Source organism: Occultella aeris, from assembly GCF_902703175.1.
In the GTDB taxonomy this organism is placed as follows: domain Bacteria; phylum Actinomycetota; class Actinomycetes; order Actinomycetales; family Beutenbergiaceae; genus Occultella; species Occultella aeris.
This window is the reverse complement of record NZ_CACRYJ010000018.1, coordinates 18248-36154: the sequence shown is the minus strand read 5'-3', so window position 1 is coordinate 36154 and position 17907 is coordinate 18248. Positions and strand designations below refer to the sequence as shown.

Genomic DNA, 17907 nt, shown 5'->3' with positions numbered 1-17907 from the left:
CCTTGCGTTCTGGTCGCCACCCGCCAGCGGGTGGTTGTGTGAGTGACGTTACGAGCGGGTGCGTTGCAAACACGTTGCAAGGCGCAGCGGCAGTTCCGCTGCGCGTCAATGGTGTGAGTCGGACGTACCCCGTGCGTCGGAACCACACCGCGACAGGCAGAGCTGGATCGGGGCGGAGAGTGCGGGGTGCAGACCGTGCCGGCCCGGGTGGGTCAGACGCCGAACTCCAGGTCGAGGGCCGCCAGACGCAGGTCCGCACGCAGGCGGGTCGCGCTACCGGCCGGGGCGAGGTCGCGCAGGCGCGTCCAGGCCTCCCAGTCGTCGCGGCCGGACGCGTCCGAGGTCCACTGCTCGACCGCCGCCGCGTCGGAGCTCGCGAGCACAGCGGACCGGACCTGCCCGGTCAGGTCGGCCCGGAGATCCTCGACGGCGGGTGCCACCGACGTGGGCAGCACCGGCCCGCCGTAGGCGGCGAGCGCGCCGGTCAGATCCCCGGCGCGGATCGCGTCCCGGACCTGTGCCACGTCGGAACGGGACGACGTGCGCAGTCGGTACGGTCCGCCGTCGGCCAGCATTCCGGGCAGCGCCCGGCGCAGCCGGGAGATCTCGGCGCGCACGGTGACCTCGGCGGTGTCCTCGACGTACACCGCGGCCGCCAGTTCCGCGGCGCCGAGCGGCTCCGCGGATTCGCTGAGGACCAGGATCATCTCGCCGTGCCGGGCGGACAGGTCAACCCACTCGTGCCCACGGCGCAGGCCCGCCCGGCGGCGGCCGAGCACCCGCAGGTCGACCTCGCGCGAGGCCGGGTCACGCAGCGGCGCGGCCAGTAGCTCCGCCTCGATCGCGGCGATCGCGGCCCGGATCAGCGCGAGCATGTGCGGCGCGGCCACCGAGGGCCCGCCGGTGATGTCCAGGAGCCCCAGGGGTTGCCCGGTGCGCGGGTCATGCACCGGCGCGGCCGTGCAGCTCCACGGCTGAATCGACGTCGCGAAGTGTTCGGCGCCGAACACCTGCACCTCGTGGTCCAGGGCCAGGGCGATCCCGGGAGCGGAGGTGCCCGTGGCGCTCTCGGCCCAGTTCGCCCCCTCCGCGAAGCCGATCCCCTCCAGCGCTGCTCGCGCGGCTCGGTCGCCCTCGATCCACAGCAGTCGCCCACGGGTGTCCCCGAGGGCGACGACCATCCCGTCGGAGCCGAGCCCGTCCAGCAGCAGCCGGCGGATCACCGGGATCGCGAGCGAGAGCCGATGCTCGCGCCGGTAGCCGGCGATGTCCGCCACGGCGATGTCCGCGCGCGGCAGGGCCCGGTCCGGGTCCACCCCCGAGCGCAGGGACCGGCGCCAGGACTCCAGGACGAGCCGGCGCACGCCGGGCGTGGGGGCACCGGTGGTCAGGAAGATCTCCCGGGCGCGGTGCACGTCCCGCTCCAGCTCGAGCGGGTCGGAGCCGCTCGGCCAGGCGGCCCAGGCGCTTCGATCCACGATCCACTCCCCTGCCCGGGCGCCATCACCCGACGGCCCCAGCGTAACCGGGGCCCGCGCCCAGCGGCGCTTCGGGTGGCCTCGTCGGGCACGCCGCTCGGCGAGCGTCGGGGCGGCAGCGGCAACCGCTACCGGGCGGCCCCATACGATGAGCGGGAACCGCTCCTGCTCCCGCCGCCGCGCGGTCCGACCGAGAAGGCCCTGATGACTGCTCCCACGCTCCCCGTGAAGGTCGACCGGGGCGATGGGCCGGCGCTCGTCCTCCTGCACGGCCTCGGCAACAACCACGAGAGCTGGACGTATGTGCTCCGTGAGGTCGACGAGACTCGTAACCGCATCATCGCGCCGGATCTGCTCGGGTTCGGCGACGCACCGAAGCCACAGGTCGACTACACGCCAGGGCAGCACGCGGATGCCGTGATCGCCACCCTCGACGAGCTCGGGGTGACCTCGGCCGTGGTCGCCGGCCACTCGATGGGCTGCATCGTCGCGGCGGAGGTAGCCCGCAAGCGCCCCGATCTCGTCAGCCGTCTGGTGTTGCTCGGCGCACCGACGTTCCGACGGATCCGGCGCACCCGAGGTCGGTTCGGCAGCCGGCTCGCCGAGGACCGCTACTCGGCGATCTTCAACGCCATCGCCGACAGCCCGGACCTGACGATCACCGCCGCGAAGGGGCTCGACGTCTTCGCTCCGCTCGTGAAGGGCATGGAGATCACCGAGGAGACCTGGCCGGCCTTCCGGTCCAGCCTGCAGCACACGGTCATGCAGACGCGGACCTACCGCGATCTGACGGTGCTGCCCGTGCCGACCCTGCTGGTCTACGGCCGCCTCGATGTGTTCGTGATCAAGCGGAACCTGAAGTCGATCGCGCGCCGTAACCGCCGCCACGTCCGCTACGAGACGCTGCTCGGCCCGCACGAGATCACGCCGGTCCAGGGCCGCACCGTCGCCGAACTGCTCCAGTCGGGTGCGAGCTAGGTGCGGCAGGATGGCAGCCATGATCTCCTCACTCGATGACCTCACCTGGCCGGTCCGGACGGAGCGGTTGACCATCAGGCCGGCCATCGCCGCGGATGCCCCGAGCGCCTGGGCGTACCGGCGCCTCGATGACGTGGCCCGCTGGATGACCACCCAGCACGCCGTCGAAGAGGGCTTCACCGCGGCCTTCGTCGAACCGGCCCGCCTCGCCAGGACCCTCATGATCGAGCGCGACGGACAGATCATCGGCGACCTGATGCTCGCCCCAGAGGACGCCTGGGCCCAGGCCGAGGTGGCCGCCGACGCCAAGTCGATCCAGGCGGAGCTCGGCTGGAGCATGGACCCGGCCCACCAGGGCCACGGGTACGCCACCGAGGCCGTGACCGCGCTGATCCGGATCTGCTTCGAAGGGCTCGGCCTGCGGCGGGTCGTCGCGCTCTGCTTCGCGGAGAACGCACCGTCCTGGCGGCTGATGGAACGGGTCGGGATGCGCCGCGAGAATCACAGTGTGCGCGACTCGTTGCACCGCACCGGCGGCTGGATGGACGGCTACGGCTATGCGCTGCTGGCCGAGGAGTGGCGGGCCCGATGACCCCCGCGGGGTCCCGTGCGGACGGGCCCGTCGGTGCGCCGGAGGTCCCGGAATGCCTGTTCTGCCGCATCGTCGCCGGCACCGAGCACGCGCAGGTGGTCGCCCGCACCGAGGACACGGTCGCGTTCCTCGACATCCGTCCGCTGTTCAAGGGACACACGCTCGTGGTCCCGGCCCGGCACGTGGTCACCCTGGCCGACCTCCCGACGGCGTTGGCCGAGCCGTTCCTGACGGCGGTGCAACGCGTCGCGGCCGCGGTGCCGGCCGCCTTCGGCGCGCAGGGCACGTTCGTGGCGATGAACAACGTGGTCAGCCAGTCCGTGCCGCACCTGCACGCCCATGTGGTGCCGCGCACGAAGGGCGACGGGCTGCGGGGGTTCTTCTGGCCCCGAACGAAGTACGCCGACGACGGCGATGCCGCGGCTCATGCGCAACGGTTGCGTGCGGCGGTGGCCGGCTCGGGTTGAACCGCACCGACGGCCCGGAGCGTCGGCGGCCGGCGCGATGACCCGGCCGGGAACTGACCTCGATCGCGCAGCGTCGGGCGCGATCGTTGGCAATGCGTCGGTCACGGCGGTGGAACTGACCGAGGAGGTCACGCCGAGCCGCTGCGGAACTTCACCCACCAGGTTTCGATGCCAGACTCGTACGGTGACGAAGACCTTCCTACGACTGCTCGTGGCCCTCGGCGGCCTGGCCCTGCTGACGGGCTGCCTGAAGATCGACGGCGACATCCGGATCAACGATGACGACACCGTCTCCGGGGAGGTCCTCGTGGCGTTCAGCACCGCGTGGGCGATCTCCGAAGGTCAGGACCCTGAGCGCCTGGTCGACTCGATCGAGGAGGAGCTGGCCGCGGCGCCGGATTCCGGCGTGAGTGGGGAGCGCTACGACGACGGCGAGTTCGCCGGGGTGCGGATGACGCTGACCGATGTGCCGATCGAACGGGTCCGGTCCGCCACCTCCGATGCGCTCCGGATCGAACGGGTCGGCAGCACCTATGTGGTCACCGGTGACTTCTCCGAACTGGATCCCACGGTGCTCGGCGAGGAGGCCGGTGAGGTCCCGTGGTCCGTTCGCATGTCCGTGACGTTCCCCCGCGGGGTGACCGAGCACGACGGCACCCTCTCGGGCGATACGGTCACCTGGGAGCTGGGGCCCGGCACCACCTCGATGCACGCCGTCGGCCCCGCCCCCAGCACGCCGCTCCTGCAGAGGATCGGGTTCATCGTGCCGGCCCTCATCGTGATCATTGCGGCCGCGGTGCTCCTGACCTGGCTGAGCAGGCGCCGGCACCGGGCCGACGAGGCTGCCGGCCGCACAGCTGGGTTCCGGGCGCGCCGTGAGGCCGCGCGGGAACCGTCGAGCACAGACGTCGAGAGCATGCTCGGCGGGTCCGGCAAGACCGAGGCCAAGTCGAAACCGACCGTGGAACCCGACGCGCAGGACTAGACCGGGCCGGCACGCGAAGGGCGGGCACCGTGATGGTGCCCGCCCTTCGCGTCAGCCGGTGACCGGTCGGGTCGATCAGACGCCGTCGGTCTCCGCCGGAACCCGCCGGACGATGCCCCGTGCGGGCTCCTCGTCGGTCGGCTCCACACCCTCCGGGGTGATCTTCACGGCGAACGACTCCAGCAGTGCGTTGATGTCGATCCCGGTGGTGTTCTTCAGCAGCTCCATGGTCTGCACCATGTTGTTCGTGACCTGCTTCGGCAGCGCGCCGGCGCCGTCGGTGGAGACCACCGTGAGCTTGTCGATGTTGGCCATCGGCGCGGCAACCTCGTGGGCGATCTGCGGGAGGACCTCCACCAGCATCTGCAGCACGGCGGCATCGTTGTACCGGGCGAACGCGTCGGCACGCTTGTCCATCGCCTCGGCCTCGGCCTGACCCTTGGCCAGGATCGCGGCCGCCTCGGCGTCACCCTCGGCGCGGGTCGCCTCGGCCTCGGCCACACGACGTGCCTTCTCGGCCGCACCGCGGTTCTGACCCTCGATCGCCTCGGCCTCGGCCAGCGCGGACCGGCGGGACTTCTCACCGACACCGACCAGGCGGGACTTCTCAGAGTCTGCCTCGGCGGCGGCGATCGCCGCGGCCTTGTTGGCCTCGGCCTCGAAGATCTCCGCGTTGCGGTTCGCCTCGGCGGCCGTCTCCACCCGGTACCGCTCGGCGTCGGCCGGCTTACGGACCTCGGTGTCGAGCTGGCGCTCCTTCAGCGCCGCCTGCCGCACGGCCACCTTCTCCTGCTCGGCGAGGATGGCCTGGTCCCGGTCGGCCTGGGCCAGCGGGCCCGCCGCGGCCGCCTGCGCCTGCGCGGCGTCGGTCTGGGAGCGGATCTCCGCCTGCTTCAGGGCCAGGGTCCGCTGCGCGATCGCGATCTCCTCCTCGGCCTTGAGCCGGGCCTGCTCGGCTGCCTGGCGGGCCTCGGCCTCGGCCACGGAGGCGATGCGCTGGAGCTTCGCGGACTCCGGGCGACCGAGGTCGGCGAGGTAGGAGCCGTCGTCGGTGATGTCCTGGATCTGGAACGTGTCCAGCACCAGGCCCTGCCCGGTGAGGGAGGACTCGGCTTCGTCGGCGACCCGCTGCGCGAACGCGGCACGGTCGCGGATGATCTGTTCCACGGAGAGCGACCCGACGATCGACCGCAGCGAACCCGCGAGGGTCTCCTGCGTGAAGATGTCGATCTCGTTCTGCTGGCTCAGGAAGCGCTGCGCGCCGGCGCGGATGGAGTCCACGTTGCCGCCGACCTTGACGATCGCGACGCCGTCGAGGTTCAACTTGATGCCCTGACCGGAGACCGCGCCCCGGATCTGGACCATGATGCGGCGGCTGGACAGGTCGAGTGTGTGGATCCGCTGCACGAACGGCCAGACGAATACACCGCCACCCATGACGACCTTCTGGCCGGACAGGTCGGTGGAGATGACCCCGGTCTCGGGGTTCTTGACGGCCTTGCCCTTGCGGCCGGTGACGATGAACGCCTGGTCCGGGCCGGCGACCTTGTACCGCGAGCTGATGAGGCCACCGATGAGCACGATCACCACCACGATGGCGATCACGAGCACGATTGGGGAGGCAAAGTCCATGCGAATCTTCCTTCAGGTCGTCTGGCGTGGGCCCGGCGCGTCTGTTCGCCCGGCCCGATGGATGTACTGGTCGGAACTACGTTGTGCTGGGGTGCTGCCGCCTACGGATACGGATAGGGGTTGCTGGGCAGGTCCGCCTCGACCATCACGGCGGTCGCGGAGAGCACGGCGGTGATGGTGACCGCGGCCCCGGACTGGACCGGACCGGGTGCCCGGGCGTTCAGGCGGGTGATGTGACCGGCGACCACCAGCGTGATCTCTCCGTAGCCGCCCTCCGGGATCGCGGTGACCACGGAGGCCTTCGAACCCACCAGGTCCCCCGTGCGGACGTTCGCCTCGTCGCCGCCCTCCCTGAGTTTGAGCGTCGCCCAGCCCGTCAACGACCCGACGACTCCTCCCGCGAGCAGACCGAACACGATCGAGAGCCCCACCGAATCGGTCAGGCTGAGCGTGAGCGCACCGGCGAACCCGAACACGCCGAGGAATCCGGCCAGCGCCGCCCCGGAGAACAGGTCCCCCCCGATCCCGTCGAAGAGCCCGTCGAGAACCTCGCCGAGCAGGAGCGAGACCACTAGCAGGGCAATACCGATCCCGCCGATGATCAGGAATACGAGCATGTGCGCTGCCTTGCTGGTGAGGACGGATGTTTTGTCCGGAGTTTACCAATCAATTGGAAACGCCCGGGCGCCTGGGTATGGGCAGTACTGCCCGACGGCGGAGCGTGCGTTCGCCCATTCGGCTCAGCCGGTCGGGGGCCGGCGGTCGAGCCACGGTTCGGCACGCTCGATCGTGGCCGCGAGCGCGAGCAGCAGGTCCTCGCGCCCGGTGCGGGCACCGAGCATGACGCCGAACGGCAGCACCGGTCCGTCCGGCTCCGCCGGTGCCCAGTGCAGCGGCACCGAGATCGCCGGCGCCCCGATGATGTTCCAGGTGCTCGTCCATGGGGTGAACGCCATCTGGGCCTCGAAGTCGGCGGCGGGGTCGTCGTCGTTTCGGGAGGTCCCCAACAGTTCGGCCGGCTGGGCCAGGGACGGCATCAGGATCACGTCGAACTCGGCCCAGGCGCGGGCCGCGTCGCGGGTGAGCTGCTGGCCGGCGTTGACCGCGTTCGCGTAGGTGACGCCACTGACTGCGCGGCCCCGCTCGCGCATCCAGCGGCTCAGCGGGACGAGCAGGTGTTCACGCTCGGGCGGGATCGGCGCGCTCGCCGCGAGCACCGACCACAGGTCTCGGAACGGCTCCCACTTCTCGGCGGGGAACGGCACGGGCGCGGGGTCCACGTGATGGCCGAGACCCTCCAGGACCCGGACGGCGTGGTCGACGGCGCGGATCGCCTCGGCGTGCACCGGTGCGTCCGGGGCGATGATCGGCTGGGTGAGTACGCCGATCCGGAGGGCGCCCGGCTCCGCCTCGCACGCGGCGAGGAAGCCGCCGTCGGGACTTGGCAGGGAACAGGTGTCGCCGGGCCAGCCGACGGCGAGCACGTCGAGCGCCGCGGCGGTGTCGCGGACGTCCCGGGTGAGCACCCCGTTCGTCCCCAGGCCGGGGCCGGGCACGCCGTACGGTCCGGTGCTGATCCGGCCCCGGCTGGGCTTCAACCCGACCAGCCCGCACGCCGCCGCCGGAATGCGGATCGAGCCACCGCCGTCGGACCCTTGGGCGATCGGCACGATCCGGGAGGCGACGGCCGCAGCCGCTCCGCCGGACGAACCGCCCGCCGAGCGGGTCAGGTCCCACGGGGTGCGCGCGGGCGGCGCGATGTCCGGCTGGGTGTAGCTGGGCAGTCCGATCTCCGGGGTGTTGGTCTTGCCGACCATGACCGTGCCGGCCTCGCGCAGCCGGATCACGACGCCGTCGTCGACGTCCGGCACGTAGCCGGCGAGCGCGGCGCTGCCGAAGCTGGTCGGCACCCCGGCCACCAGATTCAGGTCCTTGATCGGGCAGGGCACCCCGAGCAGCGGCGGCAGCGTGCCGGGATCGTCGCTGCTGGCGGCTAGAAGGCTCTGCGCGGCGACGGCCTGCTCGCGAGCGAGGTCGGGCGTGCGGGTGATGAACGCCCCGACCGTCTCGCCGAGGGCGGCCATCCGGTCCAGCGTGTGGTCGAGGACCTCGGTCGGCGACGTCTGCCCGGACCGGATCGCGGCGGCCAGTTCGAGTGCGGTCAGATCATGCAGTTCGGCCATGGAAGCGAGCGTATCGGCGAACCTCTACCAGGGCGGGTACCCCCCGGGCGGCGGACCAGGGTGGTCCGCCTGGGCGCCGTAGACCTGGCGGGCCTGCGCCCGGACGGCCCACATGATGCCCCCGCCGATGGTCATGCCGAGCCCGGCCAGTCCGAGCAGGATGGCGGCCGGGATCGCGAACGCCGCGCCGGAGATGCCGAGCCACCAGTAGAACTCGGTGTCGACGTCGGCCGAGAGCCTTGTGAACGCCCAGATCATGAACGCCACGATCGCGATCGTGAGCACCAGGCAGCCGACCCCGATGAAGGTGACCACCTTCGGGCCCGTGGTCGAGGTGTTCACCGGCAGCGGGCGGTAGGGCTCCGGGTTGTACGGGCCCTGCCACGGCTGTGTCATGGGCCGAACCTACCGGCCGGATCGGGGCGGTGCACGGATGGAGCGTGGTCACGTCTGACCGTGGACCGACTCGGCGAGCGTGCGGGTCTGCGGCCGATCGGGCCGTTGGGCCGCACGACCACACCCTCGGCGGGGCCGACCGGCTACTGGCCGCGCAGGAGTTGCCGGCGTGCGAGCGCGCGCCGATGCCACCAGGCGCCGCCGCAGATGCTCATCACGACGCCGACCGCGCCGAGGCAGATCGCGAGGGGGATCGCGATCGCGGCGAACACGACCTGGCCGAGACCGTCGTAGTCGCTGGTGGTGGGCTGCACGAGCACGGTGGCTGCAGAACCGTCGGTGGTCGCGGGAACCTCGATCCGGTACTCGCCCGCGGAGGTCGGATCGAAGAGGCCGATGAGGTGGGCGGTCGTGCCGTCCTCGCTCACCTCGCTGCCGCCATCGGGCACCAGGACCTCGATGGCCTGGCCGGTCGAGGCGTGGACGATGATCTCACCGTCCAGCCCCGGCATCGGAGCACCCGTGGAATAGGTGAGGTAGACCCGCTGCCGATCGGTCGTGGTCACGTCCACGAGCCCTTCACCGGGCGCGTCGACCGCGAGCGTGACAGTCGGCCCCGGGGACCCGTCAGTGGACAGCACCGCCTGGTTCCAGGTGAAGGCGAAGGCCACGAAACACACCAGCGCGATCACGATCGCGAGGCAGCCGATCCCGGCGAACATGAGGATCTTCGGGCCCTTGACCGAGGTCCGCACGATGGGCGCCCGGGAGGGTTCGTACCCACCCGGCCCGCCGGCCCCCTGCAGCGTCATGCGCCGAACCTATCGGACCTCGTTCCCCTGTTACCGTTCCACCATCCGAGACGAGAACCGAAAGGGATCGGTGCAGATGAAGGCGCTGCTCAAGGCCGGCCCACGCGCGGGCCTGGACCTGGTCGACGCACCCGAGCCCGAGCCCGGCTCACGGGACGTGAAGATCCGGGTGCTGACCACCGGGATCTGTGGCACCGACCTGCACATCCTGAACTGGGACGCTTGGGCCGCCGGCGCCGTCTCCGCGCCACTGATCCCGGGCCACGAGTTCTACGGCGAGGTGGTCGAGGTCGGTGCCGAGGTGCGTGAGGTCCGCCCCGGCGACCGGGTGTCCGGCGAGGGTCACGTGGTGTGCGGGATCTGTCGCAACTGCCGAGCCGGTCGGCGCCAGCTGTGCATCCACACCGCCAGCGTCGGGGTCCAGCGCAACGGAGCGTTCGCGCAGTACGTGGTGATCCCAGAGGAGAACGTCTGGGTGCACCCGGGACCCGACGTGATCGGCCCGGATCTCGGCGCGATCTTCGACCCGTTCGGCAATGCCGTGCACACCGCCCTGAAGTTCTCGGTGGTCGGCGAGGATGTGCTGATCACCGGCGCCGGGCCGATCGGGCTGATGGCGGCGGCCGTGGTCCGGCACGTCGGGGCCCGGTACATCGCGATCACCGACGTGTCCGAGGCACGCCTTGAACTGGCCCGGCACATGGGCGTCGACCTGGCCGTGAACGTGGCCACCACGCCGATCGCCGACGCCCAGCGCCAGCTGCGCCTGAAGGAGGGTTTCGACGTCGGCCTGGAGATGTCCGGGCACGCCGCGGCCCTGCCGGAGATGATCAGGAACATGAACCACGGTGGCCGGATCGCCATGCTCGGGCTGCCGAGCACCCCGATCGACATCGACTGGTCCATCGTGGTCACCCACATGCTCACGCTCCAGGGCATCTACGGCCGGGAGATGTTCGAGACCTGGAACACGATGGCCGCGATGCTCTCCTCGAGCCCGTGGCTGCACAACGCGATCTCGAGCGTGATCACCGACCGGCTGCCCGCCACCCGGTGGAAGCACGGCTTCGAGGTTGCCGCCGGCGGCACGTCGGGCAAGGTCGTGCTCGACTGGACCGTGTTCGACTAGACACCTCGGACGCACAGACACTTCCAGGTAGGAGGAACCATGTTCACGTTCGCCAGCGATCTGGCCGGCGAGCTCGCCGAGCTCCGTGAGGCCGGCCTGTTCAAGCAGGAGCGGGAGATCACCAGCCCGCAGTCCGCGCACATCAGCGCCGCGGCCGGCGGACCGCCGCGCGAGGTGCTGAACTTCTGCGCGAACAACTACCTGGGTCTGGCCGACCACCCGGAGATCATCGCCGCCGCGAAGCAGGCCCTGGACGATCGCGGATTCGGGATGGCATCCGTGCGGTTCATCTGCGGCACCCAGGACACCCACCTCACCCTGGAGCGCCGGGTCTCGGAGTTCCTCGGCACGGACGCCACGATCCTGTTCTCGTCCTGCTTCGACGCCAACGGCGGCGTGTTCGAGTCCCTCTTCGGGCCGCAGGACGCGATCATCTCCGACGAGCTGAACCACGCCTCGATCATCGACGGGATCCGCCTCTCCAAGGCGGTTCGCTACCGCTACCGCAACCGCGACATGGCCGACCTCGAGGCCCAGTTGCAGGCGGCCGAGGCGCAAGGAGACGGCGGGGCAAGGCGGACCATCATCGTCACCGACGGCGTCTTCTCCATGGATGGCTACCTCGCGCCGCTCGCCGCGATCTGCGACCTCGCCGACACCTACGGCGCACTGGTCATGGTCGACGACTCCCACGCCGTCGGGTTCATGGGCGCCACCGGCGCCGGCACCCCCGAGCACGCCGGCGTGGGAGGGCGGATCGACATCTACACCGGCACGTTCGGCAAGGCGCTCGGCGGTGCGTCCGGCGGGTATGTCTCCGGCCGCGCCGAGATCGTGGACCTGCTCCGCCAGCGGGCCCGCCCGTACCTGTTCTCGAACTCGCTGGCGCCGTCGATCGTGGCCGCGACGCTGCGCGCACTGGACCTGGTGGCGGGCAGCGCGGACCTGCGGACGCGTCTGTTCGCCAACGCCGAGGCGTTCCGGCGCCGGATGACCGAGGAGGGGTTCGACCTGCTCGACGGCGAGCACCCGATCGTTCCTGTGATGTTCGGCGACGCCGTGCTCGCCTCCCGGGTCGCCGCCCTGATGCTCGACCACGGCGTCTACGTCACGGCGTTCAGCTTCCCGGTGGTGCCGCGCGGGAGGGCCCGGATCCGCGTCCAGCTCTCCGCGGCGCACAGCCCCGAGGACGTCGAGACCTGTGTCACCGCGTTCGTGGCCGCCCGCGCCGCCGCCTGACCGGCTCGCCCACGCCGGGCGGCGCCCGCCCGCGAAGGTCAGGTGAGGCGTTCGGCGCGTGCGTTCAGGTACCGCTGCTCGGGCACGCTCGTGCTCATCCGGGCCGCCGTGAGGTACTCCTCGCGCGCCGGCCCGCGGTCCCCGACCATCTCCAGCAGGTGCGCTCGCACCGCGTGGATCCGGTGGCCGCGCCGAAGGGCGGGATCCTCCCGCAGCGGCTCGAGCACCTCGAGGCCCGCGGCAGGTCCGTGCGCCATCCCGACGGCGACGGCCAGATTCAGCCGGACCGTCGGGCCGGGCGCGATCCCGTCGAGCATCCGGTAGAGGATGACGATCTGCAGCCAGTCCGTGTCCGCCCACGTGGACGCCTCCGCGTGCACGGCCGCGATCGCGGCCTGGAGCTGGTAGGGCCCCACGGTGGCGTGCGGCAGCACGACCTCCAGGATCGACGTCGCCTCGGTGATCATGGTGTGGTCCCACCGGGCCCGGTCCTGGTGCTCGAGCGGCACCAGGTCGCCGGCGGCGTCGACGCGCGTGGCCGCCCGGGACTGCGTGAGCAGCATCAGCGCGAGCAACCCGGCCGTCTCGGCGTGGTCGGGGACCAGGGCGCGCAGCTCCCGGGTGAGCCGGATCGCTTCGCTCGCGAGAGCGACGTCCATGAGCCGCTCGCCGGCGCTGGTGGTGTACCCCTCGTTGAAGATCAGGTAGAGCACCTGCCCGACGGCGGTGAGCCGGTCCGGCAGGTCGCTCGCCGTGGGTGCGGCGAACCGGGCACCCGCCGCGGCGAGCGTCGCCTTCGCTCGGCTGATGCGTTGGCCCATGGTGGCGGACGGAACCAGGAACGCCGCGGCGATCTGGTCGGTGGTGAGCCCGCCGACGGCTCGTAGGGTGAGCGCGGCCTGCGCCGTGGGGGTCAGGGCCGGATGCGCGCAGAGCAGGAGCAGGTGGAGCGTCTCGGGATCGTGCCCCGGCGAGCCGGTCCCACCCGGCCGGTCGTCCCCCGCGGTCCCGGCGCCGAGTGCGATCTCGGCGGCCGAGCCGGGCAGCTCGTGATCGGCGGCCGGGGCGTGCTCGGTGTCGACGCGGTCCCGGACGGCCGCGCGCAACTCCCGCGCGGTGCGGGCGCGCTCGGACCGGTGGGCGTCGATCAGCCGCCGGGAGGCGACCCGCAGCAGCCAGCCACGCGGGCTGTCGGGTCCGGCCCCGGGCTGCCACTGCTCCGACGCCGCCAGGAGTGCCTCCTGGACGGCGTCCTCGCAGGCCGCGAAGTCGCCGTAGCGCCGAACGAGCGCCCCGAGGACGTGCGGCACCTCGCGGCGCCACACGTCCTCGAACGGCTCACTGATCGTCACCGCCGGGCCACATCGCGGGCCGCAGCTCGACGGTCTCGCCGGGGCCGGAGAACTTCGAGGTGATCTCCTCGGCCCGGGCCTGGTCCGCGACGTCGATCAGGAAGAACCCGGCGAGGTGCTCCTTGAACTCCGAGTACGGGCCGTCGGTGACGACCGGGTTCCCCGCGTTCCAGCGGAACAGGCGGGAGGTGCTCGGATCCCCCAGCGCCTCGGCGGTGACGAGTTCACCCGACTCCTGCATCTCGGTGAGCACCGCCTCGAACTCGGCGTTCAAGCGCTCGCGCTCTGCAGAGGGCAGGGTCTGGTTCTCGGCGATGAAGTCGCCGGTCGGGTGACCCCACGGCTGCGGGTTGGAGTGGATCAGGATGACGTACTTCATGACTGCTCCTTCTCATCGGGGCCTCGTTGCGGGCCCGTCACAGGAGACGTCGGAACCGCGATCAGTATTTCTACACCCGGCCGGCCGGCGTGAAGTCGGTCGAGCCGGCGAACTCCGGGCGCGGCCTCGGCGCGGAGAACGGCTCCTCGAGGGTGTTCTCCACCGAGTTGTACACGATGAACACGTTCGAGCGCGGCGTCGGCGTGACGTTGCCGTTGGAGGCGTGCATGCAGTTGCTGTCGAACATCACCGCCCCACCGGCCGCACCCTCGAGCACGTCGATCCCGTAGCGGTCGTAGAAGTCCCGCAGGACCTCCTTGCTCGGGGTGCCCGCCCCCTGCATGACCAGCGACTTGCGGTAGTTGTCCTCCGGGGTCGCGCCGTCGCAGGAGATGTACTCCCGGTGCGAGCCGGGCATGATCATCAGTGGGCCGTTGTAGGAGTAGTTGTCCGTCATCGAGATCGAGATGCTCACGGCTCGCATCCGCGGCATGCCGTCCTCGGCGTGCCAGGTCTCGAAGTCCGAGTGCCACATGAACTCCTTGCCCTCGAAGCCGGGTTTGAAGTTCACGCGCGACTGGTGGATGTAGACCTCCGACCCCAACAACTGGCGGGCTCGGTCCACCACGCGGGGGTCGTTGGCGATCCTGGCGAACACCGGACTGATCCGATGGACGTCGAAGACGGAGCGAACCTCCTGGCTGCTCGCCTCGATGACGCACCGCTCGTCGGCCCGGACCTCGGGGTCGCTCGAGAGTCGTTCGAGCTCACGGTGGAACTCGGCGACCTCGTCCGCACCGACCAGTTGGTCGATCGAGAGGTATCCCCTGGCGTCGAAACCGTCGAGGGTCCGCTGGTCCATCGGACCCGTGGCTGCCGTCCCCCAGACCACCGGGGCTCCTCGGGGTATGACCTTGACCTCACCGTCGTTCCGGGTGGGGTAGGCGTCGATTCTGTTCTGCACGTCTGCGGCAGTCATCGGTCTTCTCCTATCCGTTGAGTTGTCACGGTGCGGCGCACCGCACCGCACCCCACCCTCACCCGGGAGCCGCGTCCGTCGCAAGGGCGCCGCAATCATCCGGACGGATCTGCGGCGCGGTCCAGGGGCCTAGCCGCCCACCGCGTCATGCCGGGGTCAGGGGCCCCGGGGCGCCTGCTGCGTGTGGTGTTCCAGTAGGCGGGTGAGCAGTTGCACGAACTGGTCGCGTTCGGCGGGGAGCAGCGGGGCGAGCAGCTCTTCGTGGAGGTCGTCCAGGACCTTGTCGAGGCGGCGCAGGTGCCGGCGGCCCTGGGCGGTGATCGTGATGACGTTGCGTCGGCGGTCGCCAGGATCCGGTGCCCGCGCGACGAAGCCGCGCTCGGCCAGTTCGTTGAGGACGCCGACCATGTCGCTGCGGTAGATGCCGGCGCGTCGACTCAGCGTCGCCTGACTGCCCGGGCCGTATTCCTGCAACGAGGCGAGCACGGCGTAGTGCCACTTGCGGGCGTCAGCCTGGGCCAGCCCGTCGTTCATCAGCCGGTCCGACAGGGCGGACATCTGCGACAGCTGGCGACTGGCCCGTCGGCGCAGTCTGTCCGGCGTCTTGATCTCGCTGTCGTCGGGCATGTCCGCGGCTTCGACTCTGCTGGTCATGACGCCGATCCTACCCGGTTGCGTTAGTCGGACTAACGATGTAGGTTCGTTCATGCCAATAACGTTAGGATTGTAAACGTTAGTCGTAGAAACGGATTCGGAGCTCATCGTGACGACCACAGCCCAGACTTTCGGCACCGCGCTCATCGGCCAGACCGAGAAGGCGCTCAACGCGATCTTGGACCGGCAGCTCGCCGGGACCGGCATCACCGAGCCCCAGTGGGTGACCCTCACGCTGACCGTGGTCAGTGGCGGGGCCATCGACCGGACCGAGCTCATCCGCCGGGTCGGTGGTGCCACACAGTTCAGACAGGCGTCGGTGGCCGAACGCATCACCGAGCTGACCACCGCAGGGTTCCTGCGCGACGCCGGCGACGGCCACGTTCAGGTCACCGACGAAGGGCAGGCGCGCTGGACGCAGGTCCGCAGCGCGATCGGCCCGATCACCCAAGGACTGTGGGGCGACCTGCCGGCCGAGGACCTGGCCTCCGCGGGCCGCGTCCTGGGCATCGTCCTGGACAGGGCCAACGCGGTGCTGGCCGGCTCCTGAACCCTTCCCCCTCGAAACTCGCCACCTGGCACAAAGACAACATCGCCGCACTCCAGAATGAAAGAGAATGCCATGTCCACAGATACGCTGATCGCCGACCGTATCGAGATCGCCGACCTGTTCACCCGCTTCGCGCGCCTGCTCGACGAGAAGCGGTGGGAGGACGCCGATACCGTCTTCACCGACGACGTGGCGGTGCACTCGCCGCGCGGAGGCGAACTCCGCGGCATCGACAAGGTCGTCAGCTTCATGCAACAGGGCGAGGTCGAGGGGCAGCACGCCCTGCACACGACCACTGACCTTTTGGTGGACATCGACGGCGACCAGGCTGCCGTCTCGGCCTACTCACTGGTGTACTACTACCGCGACGGCCAAGCACCTCACTTCACAGGCGGCCTGCGACTGGCCGGCACGGTGGGAAGGACGCCGGCGGGCTGGCGATTCCGCGAACAGCGGATCACGCCCGCTTGGACCCGCGAGCACTGACCCATCGAAGGTGAAGTCCACCGAATGGAAGACCACCGACCTGCTCTGACAGTGATCGGAACGGGGATCTGGGATCCCTCCTGGCTGATCGAGATCGGAGCCATCGCCGTAGCCTGAGCATCCTCCACACCCGTCGACCACTTGCGGATCGCCGTGCGGTACGCCTGGGGCCGAGCTCGGTCATCAGGTCGAGTCCATGACGTTCGCCGGCGCGTGACGGTCACCCGCCATGCGCGGCGCGAGGGCACGAGGAGGCCGAGGAGTATGGACGATGCGGCGCTTCCGTGCATCATCGTGCAGCTGGGTCGGACGGGTCTAGGGACGGTCGCTGAGCACGCAGAACTCGTTGCCCTCCGGATCGGCTAGCACCACCCACGGGACGTCCTTCTGCCCGATATCCACCCGGGTGGCGCCGAGCCCGATCAGCCGCTCCACCTCCGCGTCCCGCGACCCCGTGGCCTCGCCCGGCGCGAGGTCCATGTGCAGGCGGTTCTTCGTGGTCTTCGCGTCGGAACTCCTGCCGAACAAGAGGCCGGGCCCGTGCTCGGCGTACGGGATGTCCCGGGACGAATCGAGCGCGTGCGGCGGCACCAGGACCACCTCGTCCTCGGACTCGTAGCCGATCTTCCAGTCGAGGACCTCGGCCCACCACCGCGACAGCGACTTCGGGTCGAAGGAGTCCACCACCACGCTGTACCAGCGAGCAGCCATCCAGAACGCACCTCTCGATCGGGGCGCCCAACGCGACGCAGGTCACGGTTACCCTCCCGGCGTGACCTGCCCCGCGCCGCCGTCGGGCAGTTCTCAGTCGTCGAGGACGAACGTGACCTCGAGCACGACCTGCCACGCCGTCACCACACCGTCGGTGAGTTCGACCTTCTGGTCCTTTACCCAGGCGCCGGAGACATTGCGCAGGGTCTTCGCCGAACGCTCCACCCCTGCCTTCACGGCGTCTTCGAAGCTGGTGTCCGAACGGGCGGTGATCGTGGTGACCCGTGCGACCGATGCGGTCATGTTCGTCCTCCTCGTTGAAGTCGATCCGCTGCCGACGCAGCCCTGCCATCGTGGACCGGGCCCGGGGACGCCGCAACAGGACGCACTCGGGCTCAGCGCGGCTCCGTCGCGCGTCGATCGCGGATCAGATGCGCCCACGGGTCCGGGCGTTCGAGATCACCACGGAGCACGCAGAACTCGTTGCCCTCCGGGTCGGCCAGGGTGAACCAGCCCTTGCCGTCGGTGACGCGCCGGTCCGCGACCACGGTGGCGCCCAATTCCAGGAGCCTGGCGACCTCGTCGTCGCGGGTCAGGTCGGTCGGGGCGAGGTCGAAGTGCAGACGGTTCTTCACGGTCCTGCCCTCCGGGACCTCGATGAACAGGATCTTGGTGCGGCCATCGGGCGAGACGATCAGGCATTCCTCGTCGCCGGGCTCGTCCGGGTCGTCGGGGTCCCCCGTGTACCCGAGGACCTGGGACCAGAACGCGGCCTGTGCGTACGCATCGTGGGAGTCGACGCTGGTGTGGGACAGACGTGAGGTCATGGCGACCACGATGGCCGACCCGGCCCCCGCCGTCGAGGCTATTGCCGGGTTAGGGTTCTTTGGCACACCTACGAACGG

21 protein-coding genes are annotated in these 17907 nt (G+C 70.5%); 8 read left to right on the top strand and 13 right to left on the bottom strand.

The features are described from left to right. Positions 1–212: 212 nt before the first annotated feature. Positions 213–1478, bottom strand: a complete 1266-nt coding sequence (locus tag HALOF300_RS26945) for a sigma-54-dependent transcriptional regulator family protein (RefSeq protein WP_197522376.1) — start codon at positions 1476–1478, stop codon at positions 213–215. Positions 1479–1682: 204 nt separating this feature from the next. Between HALOF300_RS26945 and HALOF300_RS26940 the strand changes: the two genes are divergently transcribed. The 4 genes from HALOF300_RS26940 to HALOF300_RS07290 all read left to right on the top strand — a co-directional run bounded on the left by HALOF300_RS26940 (position 1683) and on the right by HALOF300_RS07290 (position 4500). Continuing rightward, the gene (locus tag HALOF300_RS26940; RefSeq protein WP_197522375.1) at positions 1683–2456 is read left to right on the top strand and encodes an alpha/beta fold hydrolase; all 774 of its coding nucleotides are present in this window, start codon (positions 1683–1685) and stop codon (positions 2454–2456) included. 19 nt (positions 2457–2475) lie between these two features. Continuing rightward, positions 2476–3048 (top strand): GNAT family N-acetyltransferase, encoded by a 573-nt coding sequence (locus HALOF300_RS07300; protein ID WP_156740301.1) that lies wholly within the window; start codon positions 2476–2478, stop codon positions 3046–3048. Further along, positions 3045–3515 carry an HIT family protein gene (locus HALOF300_RS07295; RefSeq protein ID WP_156740300.1) on the top strand — a complete coding sequence of 157 codons (471 nt, stop codon included), beginning with the start codon at positions 3045–3047 and terminating at the stop codon, positions 3513–3515. Before HALOF300_RS07300 ends, HALOF300_RS07295 begins: the two co-directional genes overlap by 4 nt. A 184-nt stretch (positions 3516–3699) precedes the next feature. Next, complete coding sequence (locus HALOF300_RS07290; RefSeq protein ID WP_156740299.1) at positions 3700–4500, top strand: LppM family (lipo)protein; 801 nt, start codon at positions 3700–3702, stop codon at positions 4498–4500. A gap of 75 nt (positions 4501–4575) precedes the next feature. On the opposite strand, the gene HALOF300_RS07285 is transcribed toward HALOF300_RS07290, so the two are convergent. The 5 genes from HALOF300_RS07285 to HALOF300_RS07265 form a co-directional block, all read right to left on the bottom strand. Further along, on the bottom strand, positions 4576–6132 hold the full coding sequence (locus HALOF300_RS07285) for a flotillin family protein (protein ID WP_156740298.1): 1557 nt from the start codon (positions 6130–6132) through the stop codon (positions 4576–4578). A 101-nt stretch (positions 6133–6233) separates the two neighbouring features. Beyond that, the gene (locus HALOF300_RS07280) at positions 6234–6749 is read right to left on the bottom strand and encodes an NfeD family protein (RefSeq protein ID WP_156740297.1); all 516 of its coding nucleotides are present in this window, start codon (positions 6747–6749) and stop codon (positions 6234–6236) included. A gap of 123 nt (positions 6750–6872) precedes the next feature. After that, entirely contained in the window at positions 6873–8315 is a 1443-nt protein-coding gene (locus HALOF300_RS07275; protein ID WP_156740296.1) for an amidase, read from the bottom strand. A 24-nt stretch (positions 8316–8339) separates the two neighbouring features. Next, positions 8340–8711 (bottom strand): hypothetical protein, encoded by a 372-nt coding sequence (locus tag HALOF300_RS07270; RefSeq protein ID WP_156740295.1) that lies wholly within the window; start codon positions 8709–8711, stop codon positions 8340–8342. A 143-nt stretch (positions 8712–8854) separates the two neighbouring features. After that, complete coding sequence (locus HALOF300_RS07265; RefSeq protein ID WP_156740294.1) at positions 8855–9523, bottom strand: hypothetical protein; 669 nt, start codon at positions 9521–9523, stop codon at positions 8855–8857. Between the two features lie 76 nt (positions 9524–9599). Between HALOF300_RS07265 and tdh the strand changes: the two genes are divergently transcribed. Together tdh and HALOF300_RS07255 are read left to right on the top strand one after the other, a co-directional pair. Further along, positions 9600–10652, top strand: a complete 1053-nt coding sequence (gene tdh / locus HALOF300_RS07260; protein WP_156740293.1) for an L-threonine 3-dehydrogenase — start codon at positions 9600–9602, stop codon at positions 10650–10652. Positions 10653–10691: 39 nt separating this feature from the next. After that, positions 10692–11891, top strand: coding sequence for a glycine C-acetyltransferase (locus HALOF300_RS07255; protein WP_156740292.1), 1200 nt, complete (start codon positions 10692–10694; stop codon positions 11889–11891). Between the two features lie 38 nt (positions 11892–11929). Here HALOF300_RS07255 and HALOF300_RS07250 read toward each other — a convergent pair whose 3' ends face one another. The 4 genes from HALOF300_RS07250 to HALOF300_RS07235 form a co-directional block, all read right to left on the bottom strand. After that, the gene (locus HALOF300_RS07250; protein ID WP_231955117.1) at positions 11930–13243 is read right to left on the bottom strand and encodes an RNA polymerase sigma factor; all 1314 of its coding nucleotides are present in this window, start codon (positions 13241–13243) and stop codon (positions 11930–11932) included. Then, a complete protein-coding gene (locus tag HALOF300_RS07245; protein ID WP_156740291.1) occupies positions 13230–13622 on the bottom strand; it encodes a YciI family protein in 393 nt (130 codons plus the stop codon). The genes HALOF300_RS07250 and HALOF300_RS07245 overlap by 14 nt, the downstream gene beginning before the upstream one ends. 70 nt (positions 13623–13692) lie before the next feature. Next, complete coding sequence (thpD, locus tag HALOF300_RS07240; protein ID WP_156740290.1) at positions 13693–14601, bottom strand: ectoine hydroxylase; 909 nt, start codon at positions 14599–14601, stop codon at positions 13693–13695. A 156-nt stretch (positions 14602–14757) separates the two neighbouring features. Beyond that, entirely contained in the window at positions 14758–15255 is a 498-nt protein-coding gene (locus HALOF300_RS07235) for a MarR family winged helix-turn-helix transcriptional regulator (protein WP_156740289.1), read from the bottom strand. Between the two features lie 109 nt (positions 15256–15364). Here HALOF300_RS07235 and HALOF300_RS07230 point away from each other — a divergent pair, with 109 nt between their 5' ends. Further along, positions 15365–15805: a MarR family winged helix-turn-helix transcriptional regulator gene (locus HALOF300_RS07230; RefSeq protein ID WP_156740288.1), complete on the top strand. Its 441-nt coding sequence runs from the start codon at positions 15365–15367 to the stop codon at positions 15803–15805. A 72-nt stretch (positions 15806–15877) separates the two neighbouring features. Then, positions 15878–16291: a nuclear transport factor 2 family protein gene (locus HALOF300_RS07225; RefSeq protein WP_156740287.1), complete on the top strand. Its 414-nt coding sequence runs from the start codon at positions 15878–15880 to the stop codon at positions 16289–16291. 315 nt (positions 16292–16606) lie between these two features. Here HALOF300_RS07225 and HALOF300_RS07215 read toward each other — a convergent pair whose 3' ends face one another. From HALOF300_RS07215 to HALOF300_RS07205, 3 genes are all read right to left on the bottom strand, one after another. Next, positions 16607–17002: a VOC family protein gene (locus HALOF300_RS07215; protein WP_156740286.1), complete on the bottom strand. Its 396-nt coding sequence runs from the start codon at positions 17000–17002 to the stop codon at positions 16607–16609. Positions 17003–17095: 93 nt separating this feature from the next. Then, complete coding sequence (locus HALOF300_RS07210) at positions 17096–17305, bottom strand: dodecin family protein (protein WP_156740285.1); 210 nt, start codon at positions 17303–17305, stop codon at positions 17096–17098. Between the two features lie 92 nt (positions 17306–17397). Further along, positions 17398–17829 (bottom strand): VOC family protein, encoded by a 432-nt coding sequence (locus HALOF300_RS07205; RefSeq protein WP_156740284.1) that lies wholly within the window; start codon positions 17827–17829, stop codon positions 17398–17400. Positions 17830–17907 lie beyond the last annotated feature (78 nt).

Excerpts from the sequence above, each read along its gene's own strand:
- HALOF300_RS07225 (WP_156740287.1), top strand. The coding sequence starts at position 15,878 with ATGTCCACAGATACGCTGATCGCCGACCGTATCGAGATCGCCGACCTG.
- HALOF300_RS07245 (WP_156740291.1), bottom strand. The coding sequence starts at position 13,622 with ATGAAGTACGTCATCCTGATCCACTCCAACCCGCAGCCGTGGGGTCAC.
- HALOF300_RS07210 (WP_156740285.1), bottom strand. The coding sequence starts at position 17,305 with ATGACCGCATCGGTCGCACGGGTCACCACGATCACCGCCCGTTCGGAC.
- HALOF300_RS07215 (WP_156740286.1), bottom strand. The coding sequence starts at position 17,002 with ATGGCTGCTCGCTGGTACAGCGTGGTGGTGGACTCCTTCGACCCGAAG.
- tdh (WP_156740293.1), top strand. The coding sequence starts at position 9,600 with ATGAAGGCGCTGCTCAAGGCCGGCCCACGCGCGGGCCTGGACCTGGTC.
- HALOF300_RS07300 (WP_156740301.1), top strand. The coding sequence starts at position 2,476 with ATGATCTCCTCACTCGATGACCTCACCTGGCCGGTCCGGACGGAGCGG.
- HALOF300_RS07275 (WP_156740296.1), bottom strand. The coding sequence starts at position 8,315 with ATGGCCGAACTGCATGATCTGACCGCACTCGAACTGGCCGCCGCGATC.
- HALOF300_RS07235 (WP_156740289.1), bottom strand. The coding sequence starts at position 15,255 with ATGACCAGCAGAGTCGAAGCCGCGGACATGCCCGACGACAGCGAGATC.
- HALOF300_RS07255 (WP_156740292.1), top strand. The coding sequence starts at position 10,692 with ATGTTCACGTTCGCCAGCGATCTGGCCGGCGAGCTCGCCGAGCTCCGT.
- thpD (WP_156740290.1), bottom strand. The coding sequence starts at position 14,601 with ATGACTGCCGCAGACGTGCAGAACAGAATCGACGCCTACCCCACCCGG.
- HALOF300_RS26940 (WP_197522375.1), top strand. The coding sequence starts at position 1,683 with ATGACTGCTCCCACGCTCCCCGTGAAGGTCGACCGGGGCGATGGGCCG.
- HALOF300_RS07270 (WP_156740295.1), bottom strand. The coding sequence starts at position 8,711 with ATGACACAGCCGTGGCAGGGCCCGTACAACCCGGAGCCCTACCGCCCG.
- HALOF300_RS07205 (WP_156740284.1), bottom strand. The coding sequence starts at position 17,829 with ATGACCTCACGTCTGTCCCACACCAGCGTCGACTCCCACGATGCGTAC.
- HALOF300_RS07285 (WP_156740298.1), bottom strand. The coding sequence starts at position 6,132 with ATGGACTTTGCCTCCCCAATCGTGCTCGTGATCGCCATCGTGGTGGTG.
- HALOF300_RS07295 (WP_156740300.1), top strand. The coding sequence starts at position 3,045 with ATGACCCCCGCGGGGTCCCGTGCGGACGGGCCCGTCGGTGCGCCGGAG.
- HALOF300_RS07265 (WP_156740294.1), bottom strand. The coding sequence starts at position 9,523 with ATGACGCTGCAGGGGGCCGGCGGGCCGGGTGGGTACGAACCCTCCCGG.
- HALOF300_RS07280 (WP_156740297.1), bottom strand. The coding sequence starts at position 6,749 with ATGCTCGTATTCCTGATCATCGGCGGGATCGGTATTGCCCTGCTAGTG.